The sequence below is a fragment of the Polyangium spumosum genome (assembly GCF_009649845.1).
Taxonomy (GTDB): domain Bacteria; phylum Myxococcota_A; class Polyangia; order Polyangiales; family Polyangiaceae; genus Polyangium; species Polyangium spumosum.
This window is the reverse complement of record NZ_WJIE01000028.1, coordinates 1-16538: the sequence shown is the minus strand read 5'-3', so window position 1 is coordinate 16538 and position 16538 is coordinate 1. Positions and strand designations below refer to the sequence as shown.

The following is a 16538-nucleotide window of genomic DNA, read 5'->3' as shown; positions in this document are numbered from 1 at the left end:
AAATCATAAGCCATGACCGCCTCCATCGATGTCGTAACCGCCGCCGAGCCGGAAGGGCATCGTCATTTCCCCGAGCATGTTCGCCGCGCCGATCGGCCAGAACGCCGCCCCGCTCCCTTCGGAGCCGCCGAGCTTGAAGCCGAGCTCGAGCCCGAGCCCGAGGATCGGAGCGTCCCGGAAGCGAAGGATCATGTGGACGGGGAAGCCGTGCGCGTCCTTCCACTTGAGGACTTGCCGCTTGATGGCCCGCACTTGTGCCACCGTCGCCGAGCTCCCGAGCGTTGGTTCCCCCAGAAGGAAGGGCATTCGCAGCGGCTCGATCCCGAGCGTCCCGAAATCCGGGCCGAGGACGACCCAGAACCGCGAATACCAGGACCCCTCCGCGAACCGCCCTTGCCAATCCTCGATCACGAGCACATCCGGGAGCCCGAAGGCCCGAAGGCTTTCCTCGATGGCCCCCGAGGTCCCCGCGCCTCGATGCGTCTCCCAAGCCCGTTCCAGCCGAGCCAGGTAGGCTTCGTCCGTCTCGCCCTCGAAGCGTTCGACGTCGAAGCCCTGCCCCTGCAAGCGCAGCGCATCGGGCGGACCGAGCCCAGGCCAGCGCGCTTTGATCGCCGCGCGGAGCTCGTCCAGCGTGGCGTCCTTCGTCTCGCCGAGCAGAGCGAGGAAGGCTTGCGCGTTCGGGCCGCGGAGCCATTCCGCGTCGGTCCATTGTCCACCGTCGGGGATATTGCCGTGCTGTAGCTCTCGAAACTCGTCGGCCATGCGCCCTCGGATCTTCAAAGCAGGATGAGTTGAGGGACGAAGACGATTGCGTCCGTCGCCTTCGGAAGGACGTCCCGCGCGGGCGACACGAGCCGCACATCCACCGTCCCGCTGGCGACATCGACGAGCTCTTCGATCAGCCGCGCGCGGTAGAGGGCCTCGCCGAGAGGGTAATCCGATTGCAGGGCGACGAGCCGCCCGATCGCCTCCGCCACCGCGTGCGGATTCGTCGGGTTTCGCAGGCCCGCGACGATCGGCACCTCGAGCAGCGTTGCCGCGAAGCACCGAAGCGGCCCCGTCCCCACGGCCTTCAGGCCCGCGAGGTAGCCCCGAACCGCCTTCACCTCGGCCGCCGACGCCGGCCCGGCCGGATTCGCGAGATAGACGTCCACGCTCCCGGGCCCGTTCGGGTTATCGTCACGAACCCGGAACCGCGAGACCGAGAGCCCGAAGAGCTCGGCCGCCTTGCGAATGCGATAGCGGACGGCCGCGAGGTTTCCACCTGCGCCGAGGGAGCCCCACTTATCCCGGCACTTGGCGCGGAGGCTCGGATCGCTCTCTTCGTCCGCGCCGGCCCGCGTGATCCATGTCCCCGTCGCGGGATCGGCCGGATTGGCGATCCTCACGCCCTGGAGCGGCGTATTCAGAAACGAAATGGTCGACGGAGGAACGTTGTACCTCGCGCCGGGCGCCTCGGCCCGAAAGGTGAGCGCGAGACTTCCGCCCTTTGGTAGCGTCCCGCCGTCAACGTTCACGTACCGGAGAGGATCGGCGAGCTCGGGCCCGAACACCGCCGCGAGCTCGCCCGGTTGGATGACGTGCAGCGAGTCGTCGGCAAACTCCGTGAGGACCATCCGCCCCTCGGTCGGAATGGCCTCGCGCCGCAGCTCTTGGAACCAGCCGAGCGCGACGAGATCGAGCCACGCGCCGAAGGGCCCGCTTTCATCGTCGCCGAGGTATCCGCCGCGCGTGATTGCGATCCTCGCCGCCTCCCACGCCTCGACCGTTTGCGCCTCGATTTCGAGGAGCACGCGCCCGATCCTCTTCGAGTCCCAGCCGCGCGCCCGCAGCCCGAGCCCGTGGGCCTTTTCGAGCAGGTCCTCGAAGATGACGTCCTTTCGGCGAGCCCGAAGCAGCGCCGCGAGCGACGGCGCGCCCATCACGCAGCCTCCCCGAGCGGGCGGAACAACACGCGCCGCGCCTCGCCCGTCTCGACCGTGAGGAGGTAGCTTCCTTCGGCGAGCTCGAGGCGCCCCACGATGAAGAGCACGCCGCCCCGCAGCTCCGCGCGCACGGAGGCCCCGACGACGCCCGGCTCTTGCAGCGCCTCACCTTCGAGGAGCTCGCCGAGGCGATAGAGATCCGTCGGCGAGGGATCCGCGTTGATCATGCGGAGGACGTTGACGCCCTCGGCGGGCGACCAGGGCAACGCACCCGAGCTCATGAGCCACCGGCGCGCTACGGCCTCGAGGACGACGCGCGGTCCTTCGACGACCGAATCGAAATCGATATCGATCGACCCATCCGGGCCAAAGGTGCTTAGATCGTCGCCGTAATCGATCGCCATCGGCCTATCCCAGCAGCGAGGCGAGCCCGCTTGTGATGATGCCCCGGATCGGGATCTCGACCACCGAAGGCACGGAGACCTGGACGCCGAGGGCCCCGAGGACGATCGCCACCGCCGAGCCGGGCGGCTTCCATTCGATCGTGCAAAGGGCCGCCGGTTCCGTGACCGTCCGGAGGACGAGCGTCCCCGAATCCGTGGAATCGTCGACCCGAGCAACGGCCTTCGTCCCGCCACCGAGGACGATCCGGATCATGGCCGCATCCGTCTCCCACAGCCCCGCGAAGGGCTTGGCCGGATCCCCTTCGGAAAACCCGACCTTCACGCGCGCGCCCTTCGCCACCTCGACCCGCACGCCCGGCAGACCGAGCCATATCGGGACGCCCGATAAACCGGGCATGTCCGCGGCATCGAGGCGCAGATCGAGCGTCCCGTCGGTCCCTTGCGCCACGACCGTGGCATCATGCGCGGCCAGGTATTGCAGCGGAACCGGGAGCGCTTGCGCCACGATCCGCCGGAGGATCTCCTTCTCGCGCGCCGCAGTCATGAGCCGCCCTCGTCGAAGATGACCTCGGTCCGGAAGGCGCCAGCATCGTTCACGTGGTGAACGACGCGCCCGACGCGCCGCCCCTCGAGCAGCATGCCCGGCTCGATGTCGGGCGCCTCTTGCGCATACATCGCCCGCGCGTGCGCCCCGTCTTCCGAGACGCAGAACGGCCGCCCGGGATACGCGGGCCAAGTCTCGACGCCGACGCGGATTGTACCGTTCCGCCGAACCCGCCACGAGACGCCCGCACGTCGACAAACCACGTTGAGGGAGTCCCCGGCCCGAGCACGCGCCCTAACCCACCGCGCGAGCAGCGGCAGCCCGTCGAGCCCTTCGAGCTCGGCCGCCTCCTCGCCGGCCTCGCGAAGGATCGCCGAGACGACGAGGCGAGGCGGAGCCAGTTGATACTGCCGCGGAGGGAGCTCGCGCCGCAGGCCTCCACGCCCGCCGACGATGAAGGCCCGCGCGCGCCCTTCGAACGCCCGGCTTTCGAGCACCGCCCCCGAGAACTCGACCGGCGCGGCATCTTCCACGCCCATAGCGACCACGACCGAGCCCGCGAGAGGCTCGCCCGTGTCGACCTCGACCTCCGCCGTCCAGGCTCCCGCGAGCGGCATCGAGAGCCGGAGCGAGATCACTTCGAGCGCGCCGATCTGAACGAGGCTCACGGCCGGTTCGCTCCCGCCACGGCTTTCGCCGCCGCCGTCGCGAAGAGCGCGCCGATGCCCTTATGAGCAACCGTGCTCCCCGGCTTCACCTCATGCCACGGCTTGTTTTCGTACGGAACAGCCGTGCTCGGCGTTTCTACCGCGTCCGGCTTCTTCGCAGCGACCTCGGCCGGAGGCGGAGGCGCCCATTCCTTGCAATGCCAGACGATTGTCCCGACTTGGAACTCGTCCCAATCCGGGCCCTCGTAAGACTCGATGGAAACCGCGTTGATCTTCGCAAGGCGGCATTTGGGATGCCCGATCTTGTGCGGCCCGCTCCCCGGTTGGAGCCGCTCGATCGCCGCCTCCATGTCGTGCCATAGGGCCTCGGTGAAACGCACGGTGATCGTCACCTCGGCGAGCTCGCGCGCTGCATTTGTGGTGGTCGGCTTCGACGCGCCGCCCTTCCGCTTCGTATCGAGCTTCGCCTTTGGCTGTACCTTGAGCGTCGCCGTCCCCTCGCGAGGGTTCGGCGGAAGATCACCCGGCCCGAGGGTCACGGTATCCCAGACGTCCGGGTTATCGCTCGGCGCGGGAATCGGCATCAGGCAGCCTCCTCGGCGAGACGTTGGAGCTCGGCCCAGAGCCCGCGGGCGACGGCTTCCCCGTCGCGCTCCGTTGCGCTGCCCTGGATCACGATCTCGATTTTCTCGACGTGGATCGTCACGCGTTCGCCGCTGTACGCGCCCCCGCGCCCGGCCCGCGCGCCCGAGCTCGAAGCGATCCCGGAGCCGCCGACGCCAGCGGCCTTCGAGGGGGTCACGATGTTGTCATTTGCCGCCCGCGTCGCCGCGAACGCCATGGCTTCCGCCGCGCGGACCACGCGCCCCGCGCCGCCCGTGATGCCCACCTCGGCGCCGCCGGCCATGTTCCAGCCGATCCCCTCGAACACACGCGAGGGACTCGCGATCCCGAGCACGCTCTTGGCCGTGGAGATGGCCCCACCGGCCATGGCCTTGACCGCGCCAGCGACCGCGAGCGCACCGGCGCGGATACTGCCGACCAGGCCATCGACGATGGCAGTCCCCACAGATGCCCCGGCTTCCGCGAGGCCCTCGCCGGAGAACAGGCCCCCCACCCAGTCCACAAAGGTCACGAGATAGCCGTAGGTCGCGAGCACCGCCGTGTAGGCCGACCCGACGAACGAGGCCCACTTCGACGCCATCACCCCGATCAGCCCGATCGCCACGCCCGCGACACCGGCGATCAACCCGACGCCCTGGGCCACCCGCTCGATCCAGGGGATCTTGTCGATCCCGAGCACCTTCTCCACCTCGCCGAACGCGCCCGCGCTGAGCGAATCGAGCTTCTCGAACACGCCGAGGACACCTCCGAACCCCGTCCGGAAACCCGAGACGAGCGCCGAGATGATGGGCTCGGCCTGCTCCATCTTCGCGACCAAGCGATCGATGAACTTCCCGGGATCCTGCTCTGCGAAGATCCCGCCGAACGCTGAATTGAGCACGCGCCCGAGCGCGCCCGTGATCCTTCCCCAGCGCGGCCCCGAGGGATCGAGGCTATCGAGCACGCCGCCCACGAACGCCTTGAAGGACCGCATTCCCGGAGTCACGTCGAGGTCCATGAGCAGGTTCCCCGGCATCGCTTGGAGGCGGCCGAGGATCCCTGTGATATCCTCCAGCGACTTCGCCCGTGCCGCGAGGCCGGGCGCACGGCCGCCAGCTTGCTCGTTGATCGCCCCCAGGATCGACTCGATGGTATCCGCGGCCGAGAGCTTCCGCGCGCCCTGCATGCTTCGGATTTGATCGGTCGTCTTGTCGAGCCTGCGCGCAAGCTGCGTGTACACCTTGTCTGCCGCGAGGCCGGCCTCGGTGAGCATGTTGAGCTCATCGCCCTGGAGGTAGCCTTGCGCTTGGATCTTTCCCATCGCGCGAATGATCGCGTCGACGTTCGCCTCGGGGTTGACCGTTCCGAGATCGGCGATCGACCGGATGATCCGATCGACGAGCGCAGCGTCCTCGAATTTGCCCAGCAAGCCCACGACTTGCGCGAGCGTAGCCCTACGGCCTTGGCCTATGAAATCCGCCGTTCGGATGGCCGTCTGGAGAACGTGATCCGCGTCTCCCTTGGACTTGCGCAAAATGCCAAGCGCCCGCGTCGCATCCTCTCGAAACGCCGCCGCATCGACGGCAGCCGAGCCCAGATCGAGCGCCGCGCGCGCCCCAGCCGAGGCGACCCGCGAGGCGATTTCCGCGAGCGCCGCAGCCTTTGCGCCTTGCTTGAGCGTCTCCCATCCGCCGCCGGCCCCCTCCTTGGATGGTTCATCAACGCCGACGCGCGCCCCCTCCCGCATCTTGCGCAGTTGCTTCTCCAGCATGGCCTCACGCCGTTCCTGCGCCGGATTGAACTTGTGTATCGAATCCAGCAGGCGCTTCTCCGTCTTGCTCATCCCCGGAGGGAGCTTCTTGGCCTCCCGCGCTGCCGCCTTGTCGGCGTCTTTCTTGGCCTTGGCCACGCGCTTCGCGCTGGCCTCCTCGGCCTTGCTTTTCGCCTTGTTCGCGTTGCTTTGCGCGCGCTCCGCGGTAGCCGCGCGCTTCTTCGCCGTCGCTTCCGCGCGCTCCGCCGCTATCCGTTGCCTCGCGGCCTTCTCCCCGAGCCGTTGCGCCTGGCGCTCCGCGGACGACTGCGCCCGCGCCGCTGCCGCCGAGCCCTCTCGCGCCGCTTCCTCGGCCCGATCCGCGCTCGCCCGGAGGCGCGCCGCCTTGGCCGCCGCGCGCGCGGCTTCCCTGTCTGCCTTATCCGACGTGATTCCGGTCTCCCGGAGCCGCGCCGCCCGAGCCGCGGCTTCCTCCGCCTTTTCGGAGGCCTTCGTGGCCTCCTCGCGGAGCGCCGCGGCTTTCTTCGCCGTCGCCGCGGCCTTGTCCTCGGCCTCCCGCGTCGCATTCGCAACGCGTTCGGCGGCCTCGCGCGCCTTCGCCTCAGTCTTTGTCGCCCCCTCTCGAACAGCCGCCGCCCGCTTCGCCGCCTCCGTTGCGCGATCCTGCGCCGCCGCCGCGGCCTTCGCCGTCCGCTCTATCTTTGCGGCCGCTTGCGCGTCCACCTCGACGGCCCCGAGCTCGCCGAGCGCGCCCGCAAGCCGCTCCACGCTCGCCGCCGCCTTTGCCGCGGGCCGCGCCACATCTTCGCGCAGAACGAGTTTCTCGGAGACGGTCATGAGTCAGCCCATTTGATGTTCGACTGAAGAAACGCCGCAATCATGAGCGCCGCCGCGCGTGCCGGCTCGGAATCCGCATCGACGCCGCACAGCTCGAGGAGCCCGTCCGCGACCAGGCCCGGATCCGTTCTCGCCTGTCGCAGCAGGCTTAGATCCCCCCCACGCGAAGCTTTGCCCCCGCGCCGGCCAGATCCATCACCACCTCGCCGACGGCACTCGCGAGCCCCGGCGCGCGCTCGAAGACAGCCGCCACGGCTTCACTCGTCGGCCATTCGATCGCGTTGAGGGAAAGCCGATAGAGCCCCTCGAAGACCTTGCCTTGCGCGGTCAGCCGCCGCGCCGCCGTATATTGCGAGGAGCTCGGACACTTCAGCAACCACAAGCCCGTCGGCAGCCGCAGCGCGACGCGTTGCGAGGGCCCGCGCGCCTCCGCCGCGAGCTCGGCGCACTTCGCCTCCGCCAGGCCCGCCGCCGCGAGCGTGATCCAGTCATCGGAACCGAGCTTCCCGAGCGGGATCGTTTCCAGCTCGTCGTCGGGCGCCCCGGCGAGCTCCGCCAGGATCGGCCAGGCCAGTTCAGACAGCGCGGGAACCTCCTCGAGTACGGCCGAGAGCGCCGCCGCATCGGGCCAGGCCACGCAATCGATCAGCAGGTTGTGCAGCGCGTCCGGGCGCCCGGCAGGCTTGGAGAGCCCATCGAACGCCGCCGCCCACGCCTTCCGCGTCGGAGGCTTCACCACGACGGCCGCGCCCTCGCGATCCTCGACCTCGATCAGGCGCAGCTCCCCGCCGTGCGTCCGCCGCAGGTCCGCCCGCACCTCATCCGTCAGCTTGCGCATTTTTGCTCAGCTCCTCGGCTTCTTGAAAGGATCGATTCCATTCTTGATCACCTTGAGGCAATTCCCTTCGAGCTTCGTCATTGATGGATCACCGGCTTGCGAGGACGTTTCATCCCCGAGCGGCAGCCACGTCTCCACGCGATCGATGATGTCCGGCCTCCCCGGGAGCGAATAGACGATTTGCAGATCCACGGTCCGATAGATCCAGCCGTCCCCCTGCTTCCCGCGCAGTTCGTCCTCCTCGCCGCGGGATATCTCCATTTCGCACTTCGGCTCCGCCTTCCGCCCCCCGTGCGCCTTCGGCCCGGGTTGCGTCCCGCCGACCGTGCTCGAGGACAGGCCATTGCCGTAGGTGATCGAGGAGCACGTGGTGAACGTGTGCCGCTTGCCGTTGTGGAGGATCGCCGTGATCGTTAGATCATCATGAGCGAATTCCCCGCGCGGAGTGGTCACGGTATGGCCCATATCAGCCGCCCTCCTCCTCGTTGTCCGTCAAGAGCCCCGGCCCGAGCTCGGCCGAGACCCCGTAGATTTGCCCCCGAGGGACCACGGTCATCCGCGCCCGGAGCAGGTTCGTCTCGAAGACGTTGTCCGTGCGGATGACGCGCGCCCGGACCGCGCTTGCGTGGTCGGGCATGAGCGAATTTGCCAACGCATTCGTTACCGCTCGATCGATCGCCCCCGCGGTATTCGTTTCGAGCGTCCCGTCCTCGTTCAGCGGCGGATCGTTGTTGATCTCGTTATCGAGGACCGGCTGCGCCGCGAGGTACGCCTCGATCATGACGCGCGCCACGTTCAGATCCCGATAGCGGCTCCGTTCGTCCGCCATCGTGAGACCGCGAGCGAAGTACACGTTCCCCCCGCTCGTATCCATGACCGTGAACCGCGCCGCGCGGAGCTTCACCGTCGCGAGGCCCTCATCGACCGGCAGAGCGTCCACCTCCTTCAGCGGCCCGTCATCATGGTTGCCGAGGTCCGACGAGAACCGCAGCGCCGCCGCCTTGTACGCGGCCGCCCACGATTGCGACCGCAAGAACGACCCTTGCAGCGTCCCACCGCGGAGCCACGCGCCACGAGCGCACACGCACACGCGCCGCGAAACGAAGCCCTCGAAGGCTTCCGCGAGCGCTTCGTCCGTCTCGCCGAGGGGCGCGCCGAGGATCGCGACGATCGGCCGCTTGAGCGCTTCGAGCTCAGCGATCTTCGTGTCGAGCGCCTCCGCCAGCGCCCTCGTTTCCGCAGCATCGGCGAGCTCGCCGACGACATGCAGAAGCCGAAAATCGGCCTTCACGTGGACGAGCTTGTCGATCGCCTCGATCACGGCCTCGATCGCGAACCCCGGCGCGTTGCAGACGAACGCGTATTCAGTGTCCTTGACGAACGCCGCCGCGGGAAACTGGATCGTCACGCCGACGCCCGGGATCTTATGGTCCGCCTCGCGCCCCTTCGCCGCTGCCTTTGGGAGGCCGAGCAGCTCGATCGCGCTCCCGCCGAGGATCGTGAGGCTCGACCCCTCGCCGATCGTCTTGCTCACGAGCCGCAGCTTCGAGGCCGGAGCCACGAGCGACGCCGCCACGTTGTTCGCCTTCCCGATCGCCGCGACGACCGCCGCAGGATCAGCGGGCGGATCATCGAACTTGATGCTCTGTGCATCGCCCGTGTCTTCCTGCAAATCGACCGTCGTCCCGTCGAGGTCGCCCGCCTCGCCTTGCTTCAGCCCGACCACCAGCCCGAGCACGCCGAGCGCGGAGCCGCCGAGGAGCTCGATCGTCGCCGCCTTCCCGATGGCCTTCGAGGTCCACACGAGCCGCGCGCCCACGTCGAGCGAAAACACGCACGCGGCGAAAGCGTTCGACAGTTGCGCGAGCAGCGTGGCCCCGTCCTTCGGCGCCTCGAGCACGCAAGACACCTCGCCGCCGTGGATCTTCGCCTCGATGCTCTTCCCATCGAGCAAGCCCCCGGGCCCGTAGAGGCCCGACGCCCCGAGGTCCTTGTCGCCGCGGATGACAGCCGATTTTGCATACGCGAGCCGCGACAGATCCCGCGTCCCCGTCACCTCGGCCGCCTTCCGCGAGGGAATCGCGAGCTCGGTTCCGAACCGCGGAACCACCTGCGCGCCCGCCGCCGTCCCCGAAATGGAGACGCGGAACCGCCCGACACCTTGCGGCCCGCTCTTCGTGATGCGCACACGCACCGCCGCCGCATCCGTCGGATCCCCCGAGAGAACGAGCGCCGGCCCCGGGCCCGATTGCGTGAGCGGCCCGAGGACGCCCGGAATGCTCGCCTCGACGGGAACCGCGAGCGTGCGCTGCCTGGAGACGCGGACCGCTTGCGCCGTGGCTTCCGTGAGCGGCCCCTCGCCGAGGGCTTTCGCCACCGGAGAGGGAACATCGAACGCATAAGCGGTATTCTTCGACCCCGCCGAGCATACGCCGACCTTGGCGACCACCCGCGCGGCGGATGCCGGCTCACCCGCCGGCCCGAATTCCGTAAACGTGATTTCAGCGCTCGGCATCAGAACCCCTCACGTTTCGAGCCATCGGGCGCAGCCGTCTCCCCCTCGACCGAGGCTTTCAGGATCAGCGCATGTCGCAGATCGACGTCGACCACGGGGAGGCGGATCGACATCGGAACGACCACCTTGACCCCCGCCGAACCCGCGCGCCCGGCCCCCGCGATCCACTGGACGCGCCCATATCCGCGCGCACGCCGGCTCACCCCGAGCTCCCGCACCGATTGCAACAGGCGAAGGTAGACGCCTTCCGCCTCGACGGGCGAGCTCCCCCAGATCGTAAACGTCGCTTCGATCACGCGGTCCTCGCAGACGTGTTTCCCCGCGCCGCCTTGCTGCGCCGGAGGTTCGAGGTCCTCATGTTCAGGAGCCGAGACGATCAGCCGCGCGGGCGAGGCGAGCCCGCGCCCCTCGTCCTTTCCGATCGCGAGGTCGAGCCCCTCGACGTTCATTTTCGCATGGAGCTCCTTGGCGAACCGCCCGAGGCTCGTTTCGTCCCAGCCGCCCATTACTCCCCCTTGACCGCGCGCCGCACCGCCGCGGAGAAAGCGACGCCCGCACTCGCGCGGATGCGCGCAATCCACCCCGGAGGGGGTTGGCCATCGGGCACGAGCGCCCGCTCGGGGTTATGGATGACCCCATGCTGAAGCGTCCCCCGTTGCGCGAAATGGGCGGTCCAGTGATTCACCCGCACCTCGACCGCGCACTCGAAAGGGTTCGGCGGAAGCGGACGATACTCGACGTGCGCCGCGAGCGGCTGAAGCGCGAGCGCGCCATCCGCGGCGCGCTTTGGCCAGGCGTCCCCGTCGGGGGAGCGCCCGGACTCGATGCCGTCCCTCACGAGCTCGACGGCCTCTTTGCCGAGGGTCTTTTGCACCTCGGTTTGATGCGAGCCGTTCGAGAGCCCTCGAAGCCTCTTGGCCATTTCGAGCAGCCCGCGCCCCGCGATTCGTGACAGCTTCATGCCCGCCGCCCTCCTCGCCACCCGCGCTCCCATCCACGCAGCTCCGCCGCGCGCACACGCGGCCCGAGCCGCTTTCCTCCGGCCCCCGATTGCCCGACCACGCCCGGCAGCTTCTTTCCGCCGTCGAGCCCTTCGAGCCAGTGGATCTGGTCGAGGTATCGTTGCCGCAGATTCTTCGAGTCGTCGTGCTCGGGGTCGAACCCCGAGGCGGACATGAGCATATAGGCCGCGAGCGCCGCGGTAGCTTCGACGATCGCCCCGGTGAAGACTGCCAGCGGAGGGTTGAGATCCGCGAGATACGTATCCACCTTCCGCGAAGCCGCCTCGAGCCCTTCGAGTTGATCCGCGACGGGTACACGAGCCAGCGCCTCCTTGTTGACGCCGAGCGCGTACAGTTGCGCGAGCGTGGCGTACGCGTTCACGTCTCCCCCGTCTCCTTCGCCTCGCCGCTCTCCTTCGGCGCCTTGCCCTTCGCCTCGGTCGGCTCCTTCGACCTCGGCGCGCGCACTTGCTCGACGCCCGGCAGCTCCCGCACCGTGATCCGCTTCCCGGGATCACGCTTCAGCATTTCGATTTGCTCGCGCGTCAACGCATCATCCGGGAGCTCGGTTGCCCCGGCCTTCCAGCAGAGCCCGATCCGGACCTTCTTCCCGTCGCGCTCCTCCTCGCGCCACCCGCAGCGATAGGCGTCATATCCGGGAGGCGGAACACACGTAACGATGATCATCGTCCTTCCCTCCGGCCCTACGGGCGACACTTCGCGATGCTCTGCCAGACGGCCGGCGCGGCATTGCCCCGGCAGTCGACCCCCGCGAGGTATTGGTTATTGACGAACGCGTACTCGCTCCCGTTCATGAGCGCCTGAAACCGCGGTTTCTGCCGTTCCTGCCAGATGATCGGCCGCATCAGTTGATTCTTGAGCATGGCGAGAAACCAGACCCCGGGCGAATCGCTCAGCTCATCGATCACGAGCACCTCGGCCGTCCCCTGATTGATGTTGTCTTCCTGCGCGCCGCCGCGGGCGATCGTCTCGGCCTCGACGATCCGCTTGGCCGTGCCTTCCTTCTGCGGGCTCACGATCAGCGTATCCGGCTTGATCCCGATCCGCCGCCCGTTCACGTCGACGAGCGAGCGCATGTTCGCGCGGACGATCTCGTAATTCTCGGGCGTGAGCGCCATCCCCGACGGGTAATAATTCGCCTGGACGGGTGAATCGGGATCGTCTTGATCCACCGGATGCACCTCGGAAAAGACCGGCTGGCCATCGTACACGACGAGCGAGACCGGCCCGACGAGGGGATCGAGGTAGCTCGCTTGCTCCCCGTACAGAAGGATCGGCGCGATGCAGTCGTCGGGATGCTTTGCGGCCTGCTGCCCGAGCAGGCTCGCATAATCGCCATACATCCCGTATTTGTCGTCTTCGATCTTCTCCCGCTCGACCCCGAGGGTTTTCTCGAAGGGCTTGTTCTTGATCGTGAAGCTCCGCGAGCGGAGGTTTTCGACCACGCGAGGGCCCACCCAATGCCGGAGGCCCGGGATCGCGGTCAACCACGAGTAAGTCTCTTCCTCGCCCGTGCTCGGGAGCGTGCGGGCGACCTTCGAGCCCCACGGCTCCGCCATGCCCATCCCGCTCTTGAAGAGGACCTGGAAGCCCTTGAACATCGCCCGCAGGCTCGAACGCGTGATGATCATCGAACGCCCTTCCTCGCGTCAGCGCGGACCGATGGAGACCGCGACGCGGCCCCCGTCGAGCCCCATCATCTTTCCCGCCACCGACCGTTTCCCGCCGCCGCTCGTCCTCGCGACGCGCCCCCCGTTCACGAGGAACACGTCCTTCAGGAAATCGGCCATGGTCACCGCATCGGCCCCGCTCGAATTCTGGAGCAGGAACGTCCCCGGCTCGCAGTTGATACGCTCGGCGCCGTCCTGGCCCGCGCTGTTGTCCTTCGTCTCGCAGGCTCGCCCGACCGGCCGGAGATCCGCCGCCTCGGTCGTCTCGACCGCGTAGCCCGAGGCATCCACGCAGACGATATTGCCTTCCTCGATCACCGCGCCGGCCTTCATGCCGGGCGCGATCCTCTCGACGCAGACGCCGATCCCGTATCGCTTGACGTCACGGACCATGGCCCAGCTCCTTCAATCGTCGCCGTCGTCCATCGCAGCGGGATCGATCCGCAGCGTTTTCGCCACCTGGAGATCAAACTCCCCATTCCGACGCGTGCGCGCCGCGAGCGTCGCTTGCTGATACCGCGTCGCAGGAGGCGAGGGCCGCGCCGCGGGTTTCTTCGGGGGATCGGCTTTCGGCGGATCCCCTTTCGGCTTCTCCCGCTCGGGATCCTCGCCCGTGCTCCCGACGAGCTCCCGCAGCGCGTCGAGGTCCTTCCGGCCGAGCTTGACGAACGCCTCGCGCCCCGCCTCGGGGATCAGCTTCGCCGCGACGCCTCGATCGACGAGCGCGCCGATCTCGTCTTCCACTGCCGCCGCTCGCGCCGCTTGCAGCTCCTCGGCCGCCGCCGCGAGCGCCTCGCGCGCCGTCGCCTTCCCGGTGAGCGTGCGGATCTGCGCGAGGGCCTCCGCCGCGTCGCTATCCTTGAGCGCGTCGTCCCCCTCGTCGCCGCCCTCCTCGGCCATGTGATCATCGAATGCCTTGATCACGTCGTCCTCGGTCGCCGTATCGGGATCGAGCCCGAGCGCCGAGGCGATATGCGCGAGCGCGCCTTCCAGCATGCCTTTTGCTCCCTGCGAAGCCGCCATCAGCGGCGGAAGCCCGTGCGAAGCGGGCAGGTTCGTCAGCGCGACGTTGATCAGCCGCGTGATCCGGTTGCTATCGAGCTCGTAATCGACCGCGGGCGAGATATAGCGATACTTCCGCGCCCGGACCTTCTCGGCCGCCTCCTCGGTCCAGCGGACATTCACGGCCCAGAGCGCGCCCTCGCGGACCTCGGGCCGGAACCATGCGGCCGCCTCGCCCATGCCCTTCGAGAAGCCGAACAGAGAGGCGTGGTCGTAATCGAAGAACAGTTCGGCGCCGTGCGCCTCGAAATCGGCGAGGACGCGCCGCGCGGCTTCCTCATCGAAGAGGAGGAGGCCCTTGTACGACTTGTTTACGCCCGCGCGGAAGAGCAGCACTTCGCCAGGGGGATCCCCGGATAGGTCGACAAGGCGAAGCGTGGCACGAGACGTGCGTTTCATCGGGTGTAGGGCCCCTCAAATAGGAGCCCTCTACCCTTGGGGGTTTAATCAGCCATATCTGGCGGATTGATGGATGATTCAGCGCGTCAATTGACGACGAGCACGAAATCGACGCCAGTTCACCCGGCGACAGGCAACCGTCCCTTCAAATGGTCGGCGTTCATTCTCTCACACCATGCGCCAAATCCCTCGCTCTCCCCACCCCACGCGAGCTCTTCGGCCTTCTCTTCGAGGGGGACATTCCGCACGAGCGTGGCGAGCTCGCGGTACAGGAGCGCGTCCTCTCGACCGGCCTTCAGGGCCGCCGCGACACGCTCCGCGCCCCAGACCTCGACGTCCCAATCCGTCGCATCTTCCGGGATATCTTCAATATGGCCGTATCTCGACAGGAGCGCGGCCGCCGCCTCGATGCCCACCCCATCGAGCCCCGGGATCTGGTCGGCGGCATCGCCCACGAGCGCGAGCAGATCGGGAATGCTCTCCGGATCGACGCCGAACCGATCCCGCACGCCATCCGCCGCGAGCTCCCGACCACGAGCACGATCCACGAGCACGACGCCCGCCCGCGTCAGGCATTGCGCGAGGTCTTTGTCCGGCGAGAGGAGGCGGATCGTGGCGAAGTCCTGCGCGTACTTCTGGCATGCCGTGGCAAGCGCGTCGTCGGCCTCGAACTCGTCCATCGACCAGACCACGACCCCGAGCGCGCGCGCCGCCGCTTCCGCGTCCTCGAACTGCGCGCGCAGGGCCGCCGGGACGACGGTATCGTCCTTGTATCCCTCGAACAGCTTGTTTCGAAAGCTCGTGATCGGGTTGTCGAAGGCTACGGCAAGATGCGTGACCTCGCCCGCCTCGAGCAGGGTCACGAGGGAGGCCACCATGCCCACGGTCGCCTTGACGTCCTTCCCGTCGACGACGCGCCGCCGGCCTCGCGAGAAGTGAGCGCGGAAGAGCTCATACGTGCCGTCAACGACGTGCAGAACCTTCCCGCCTCCCGACAAGGCGCGACGCCCGAGCTCCCGCGGCTGAGACTTGCCCGCCGGAGCCAGGGGGAGCCCCTCGTCCTTCGCCAGCGCGTCCCAATCCACGCGGCTCGCGAGCGTGCTCGCGCCGAGGGCAGCGAACGCGCCCGCGACACGTTCGAGCGTCTCGGCCCGGAGCTTCGCCGCCTCGGCCGCCGCGATGGCTTCCGCCCGCTTCGCCTCAGCGACGGCTCGCCGCGCTTCCGCTTCCGCCTTCGCCACGTCCGCCCGCCGTCGCGCCTCGAGCACCTCGGCCTCGGCTTGCGCCTCCCGCTCCTCGGGCGTCCTCGTGTCCCACTTCGGCCACGGCGCGAGGCGTTCGTCCCCAAAGTTGAACAGCGCCCACGGCCGCAACACCTCGAAATGCCCCGTCGTCGCGAGCCCTTCGGTGTCCGCCCGTTTCCCCTCATGGCGGACGGCGTTATGCACCTTCCCGAGCGCATGCGAGCCAATCGGCGCAGGTTCCATGGTGAGTGTCTGCCGGAGGATCGCCATCGCCGCCGCGCTGTCACAGTACCGGATCCCGCGCTCGAACACCTCGACCGCGCTCGCGCCGTCCGCCTGGACGAGCTCGTAATCCCAACCCGCCGCCGCCTTGCCCTCGCTGTCAATATCGACCGGGAGCATGATCACCGGCGATTTCCCCGCGTTGACGAGCGCGTCCTGGTACGCATCGCGCTCCCGCGCCGTCTCGTCGCTCTCGTCGAGGGCCGCGGGATACTTCCCGACCCGCGTAGGATGCCCGTAAACCTCGGAGTAATGGGCCCAATCCGTGAACATCTGTTGTTTCGCGAGGTAGTACATCGCGACCCGCCGGACGGCGCCGTTCATCCAGGGTGTCTGGCTCCCCGAGGCGAAGATCGCCCACTTGTACGGGTCCGCGCCGATCGCGATCTGCGCGGTCGGAGTGCCGACCTTGTAGGTAACCTCGTGCCCCTCGAACCACAGATCGCGCGGATGCCAGACCTCGAGCAGCGGCAGCCATTGCCCCCGCTCCTCGGTCCAGTTCAGTTGCACGACCGCGACGCCGAGCATGATCAACCACTTCAGGACATCACGCAGGACAGGCTCGGGACAGAAGCGCCACCAGACCTCCGCGGCCTTCTTCTGCGCGAGCTCCGCCGCCTCCTTGTCGCCCGTCTCGGTCGAGACCTCGAACGAGAGCGGCAGCGCGAGCAGCCCGTCGATCCGTTGCTGGAGAGCGCCATCGAGCCGCTCGTCGGTCAAGAGCGCTTCCGCGAGGTCTGCTGATTCGCGA

General features: G+C 68.2%; 18 protein-coding genes. All 18 read right to left on the bottom strand.

Translation table 11 applies throughout. From position 1 onward, the window contains the following. Nucleotides 1–3: 3 nt before the first annotated feature. On the bottom strand, nt 4–765 hold the full coding sequence (locus GF068_RS41210) for a phage tail protein (protein WP_153825052.1): 762 nt from the start codon (nt 763–765) through the stop codon (nt 4–6). 14 nt (nt 766–779) lie between these two features. After that, nucleotides 780–1925: a baseplate J/gp47 family protein gene (locus GF068_RS41205; RefSeq protein WP_153825051.1), complete on the bottom strand. Its 1146-nt coding sequence runs from the start codon at nt 1923–1925 to the stop codon at nt 780–782. Then, nucleotides 1925–2332: a hypothetical protein gene (locus tag GF068_RS41200; RefSeq protein WP_153825050.1), complete on the bottom strand. Its 408-nt coding sequence runs from the start codon at nt 2330–2332 to the stop codon at nt 1925–1927. Before GF068_RS41200 ends, GF068_RS41205 begins: the two co-directional genes overlap by 1 nt. 4 nt (nt 2333–2336) lie before the next feature. Next, a complete protein-coding gene (locus GF068_RS41195) occupies nt 2337–2876 on the bottom strand; it encodes a hypothetical protein (protein WP_153825049.1) in 540 nt (179 codons plus the stop codon). Beyond that, nucleotides 2873–3544, bottom strand: coding sequence for a hypothetical protein (locus GF068_RS41190; RefSeq protein WP_153825048.1), 672 nt, complete (start codon nt 3542–3544; stop codon nt 2873–2875). The genes GF068_RS41195 and GF068_RS41190 overlap by 4 nt, the downstream gene beginning before the upstream one ends. After that, entirely contained in the window at nt 3541–4128 is a 588-nt protein-coding gene (locus GF068_RS41185; protein WP_153825047.1) for a hypothetical protein, read from the bottom strand. Before GF068_RS41185 ends, GF068_RS41190 begins: the two co-directional genes overlap by 4 nt. Continuing rightward, nucleotides 4128–6755 (bottom strand): tape measure protein, encoded by a 2628-nt coding sequence (locus GF068_RS41180; protein ID WP_153825046.1) that lies wholly within the window; start codon nt 6753–6755, stop codon nt 4128–4130. Before GF068_RS41180 ends, GF068_RS41185 begins: the two co-directional genes overlap by 1 nt. A gap of 148 nt (nt 6756–6903) precedes the next feature. Next, nucleotides 6904–7593, bottom strand: coding sequence for a hypothetical protein (locus tag GF068_RS41175; RefSeq protein ID WP_153825045.1), 690 nt, complete (start codon nt 7591–7593; stop codon nt 6904–6906). A 6-nt stretch (nt 7594–7599) separates the two neighbouring features. Then, a complete protein-coding gene (locus tag GF068_RS41170) occupies nt 7600–8046 on the bottom strand; it encodes a hypothetical protein (RefSeq protein ID WP_153817265.1) in 447 nt (148 codons plus the stop codon). Nucleotides 8047–8059: 13 nt separating this feature from the next. After that, nucleotides 8060–10108, bottom strand: a complete 2049-nt coding sequence (locus GF068_RS41165; RefSeq protein WP_240808165.1) for a DUF2586 family protein — start codon at nt 10106–10108, stop codon at nt 8060–8062. Beyond that, nucleotides 10108–10614, bottom strand: a complete 507-nt coding sequence (locus GF068_RS41160) for a hypothetical protein (RefSeq protein WP_153825043.1) — start codon at nt 10612–10614, stop codon at nt 10108–10110. Before GF068_RS41160 ends, GF068_RS41165 begins: the two co-directional genes overlap by 1 nt. Beyond that, a complete protein-coding gene (locus GF068_RS41155; RefSeq protein WP_153825042.1) occupies nt 10614–11069 on the bottom strand; it encodes a phage virion morphogenesis protein in 456 nt (151 codons plus the stop codon). The genes GF068_RS41160 and GF068_RS41155 overlap by 1 nt, the downstream gene beginning before the upstream one ends. Next, nucleotides 11066–11491, bottom strand: a complete 426-nt coding sequence (locus tag GF068_RS41150) for a phage protein Gp36 family protein (protein WP_153825041.1) — start codon at nt 11489–11491, stop codon at nt 11066–11068. Before GF068_RS41150 ends, GF068_RS41155 begins: the two co-directional genes overlap by 4 nt. Beyond that, nucleotides 11488–11796, bottom strand: coding sequence for a hypothetical protein (locus GF068_RS41145; protein WP_153825040.1), 309 nt, complete (start codon nt 11794–11796; stop codon nt 11488–11490). Before GF068_RS41145 ends, GF068_RS41150 begins: the two co-directional genes overlap by 4 nt. 17 nt (nt 11797–11813) lie before the next feature. Next, the gene (locus tag GF068_RS41140; RefSeq protein ID WP_153825039.1) at nt 11814–12761 is read right to left on the bottom strand and encodes a Mu-like prophage major head subunit gpT family protein; all 948 of its coding nucleotides are present in this window, start codon (nt 12759–12761) and stop codon (nt 11814–11816) included. 18 nt (nt 12762–12779) lie between these two features. Then, nucleotides 12780–13193 (bottom strand): hypothetical protein, encoded by a 414-nt coding sequence (locus GF068_RS41135; RefSeq protein ID WP_153825038.1) that lies wholly within the window; start codon nt 13191–13193, stop codon nt 12780–12782. A 12-nt stretch (nt 13194–13205) separates the two neighbouring features. After that, nucleotides 13206–14198, bottom strand: coding sequence for a phage protease (locus GF068_RS41130; RefSeq protein WP_170319992.1), 993 nt, complete (start codon nt 14196–14198; stop codon nt 13206–13208). A 182-nt stretch (nt 14199–14380) separates the two neighbouring features. Beyond that, nucleotides 14381–16538: phage portal protein family protein (locus tag GF068_RS46745; protein ID WP_153825036.1), on the bottom strand; the 2158-nt coding region annotated here is incomplete at its 5' end.

What these genes read in the sequence shown, in the direction of transcription:
- GF068_RS41210 (WP_153825052.1), bottom strand. Translation starts at nt 765, where the DNA reads ATGGCCGACGAGTTTCGAGAGCTACAGCACGGCAATATCCCCGACGGT.
- GF068_RS41205 (WP_153825051.1), bottom strand. Translation starts at nt 1,925, where the DNA reads ATGGGCGCGCCGTCGCTCGCGGCGCTGCTTCGGGCTCGCCGAAAGGAC.
- GF068_RS41200 (WP_153825050.1), bottom strand. Translation starts at nt 2,332, where the DNA reads ATGGCGATCGATTACGGCGACGATCTAAGCACCTTTGGCCCGGATGGG.
- GF068_RS41195 (WP_153825049.1), bottom strand. Translation starts at nt 2,876, where the DNA reads ATGACTGCGGCGCGCGAGAAGGAGATCCTCCGGCGGATCGTGGCGCAA.
- GF068_RS41185 (WP_153825047.1), bottom strand. Translation starts at nt 4,128, where the DNA reads ATGCCGATTCCCGCGCCGAGCGATAACCCGGACGTCTGGGATACCGTG.
- GF068_RS41180 (WP_153825046.1), bottom strand. Translation starts at nt 6,755, where the DNA reads ATGACCGTCTCCGAGAAACTCGTTCTGCGCGAAGATGTGGCGCGGCCC.
- GF068_RS41175 (WP_153825045.1), bottom strand. Translation starts at nt 7,593, where the DNA reads ATGCGCAAGCTGACGGATGAGGTGCGGGCGGACCTGCGGCGGACGCAC.
- GF068_RS41165 (WP_240808165.1), bottom strand. Translation starts at nt 10,108, where the DNA reads ATGCCGAGCGCTGAAATCACGTTTACGGAATTCGGGCCGGCGGGTGAG.
- GF068_RS41160 (WP_153825043.1), bottom strand. Translation starts at nt 10,614, where the DNA reads ATGGGCGGCTGGGACGAAACGAGCCTCGGGCGGTTCGCCAAGGAGCTC.
- GF068_RS41155 (WP_153825042.1), bottom strand. Translation starts at nt 11,069, where the DNA reads ATGAAGCTGTCACGAATCGCGGGGCGCGGGCTGCTCGAAATGGCCAAG.
- GF068_RS41145 (WP_153825040.1), bottom strand. Translation starts at nt 11,796, where the DNA reads ATGATCATCGTTACGTGTGTTCCGCCTCCCGGATATGACGCCTATCGC.
- GF068_RS41140 (WP_153825039.1), bottom strand. Translation starts at nt 12,761, where the DNA reads ATGATCATCACGCGTTCGAGCCTGCGGGCGATGTTCAAGGGCTTCCAG.
- GF068_RS41135 (WP_153825038.1), bottom strand. Translation starts at nt 13,193, where the DNA reads ATGGTCCGTGACGTCAAGCGATACGGGATCGGCGTCTGCGTCGAGAGG.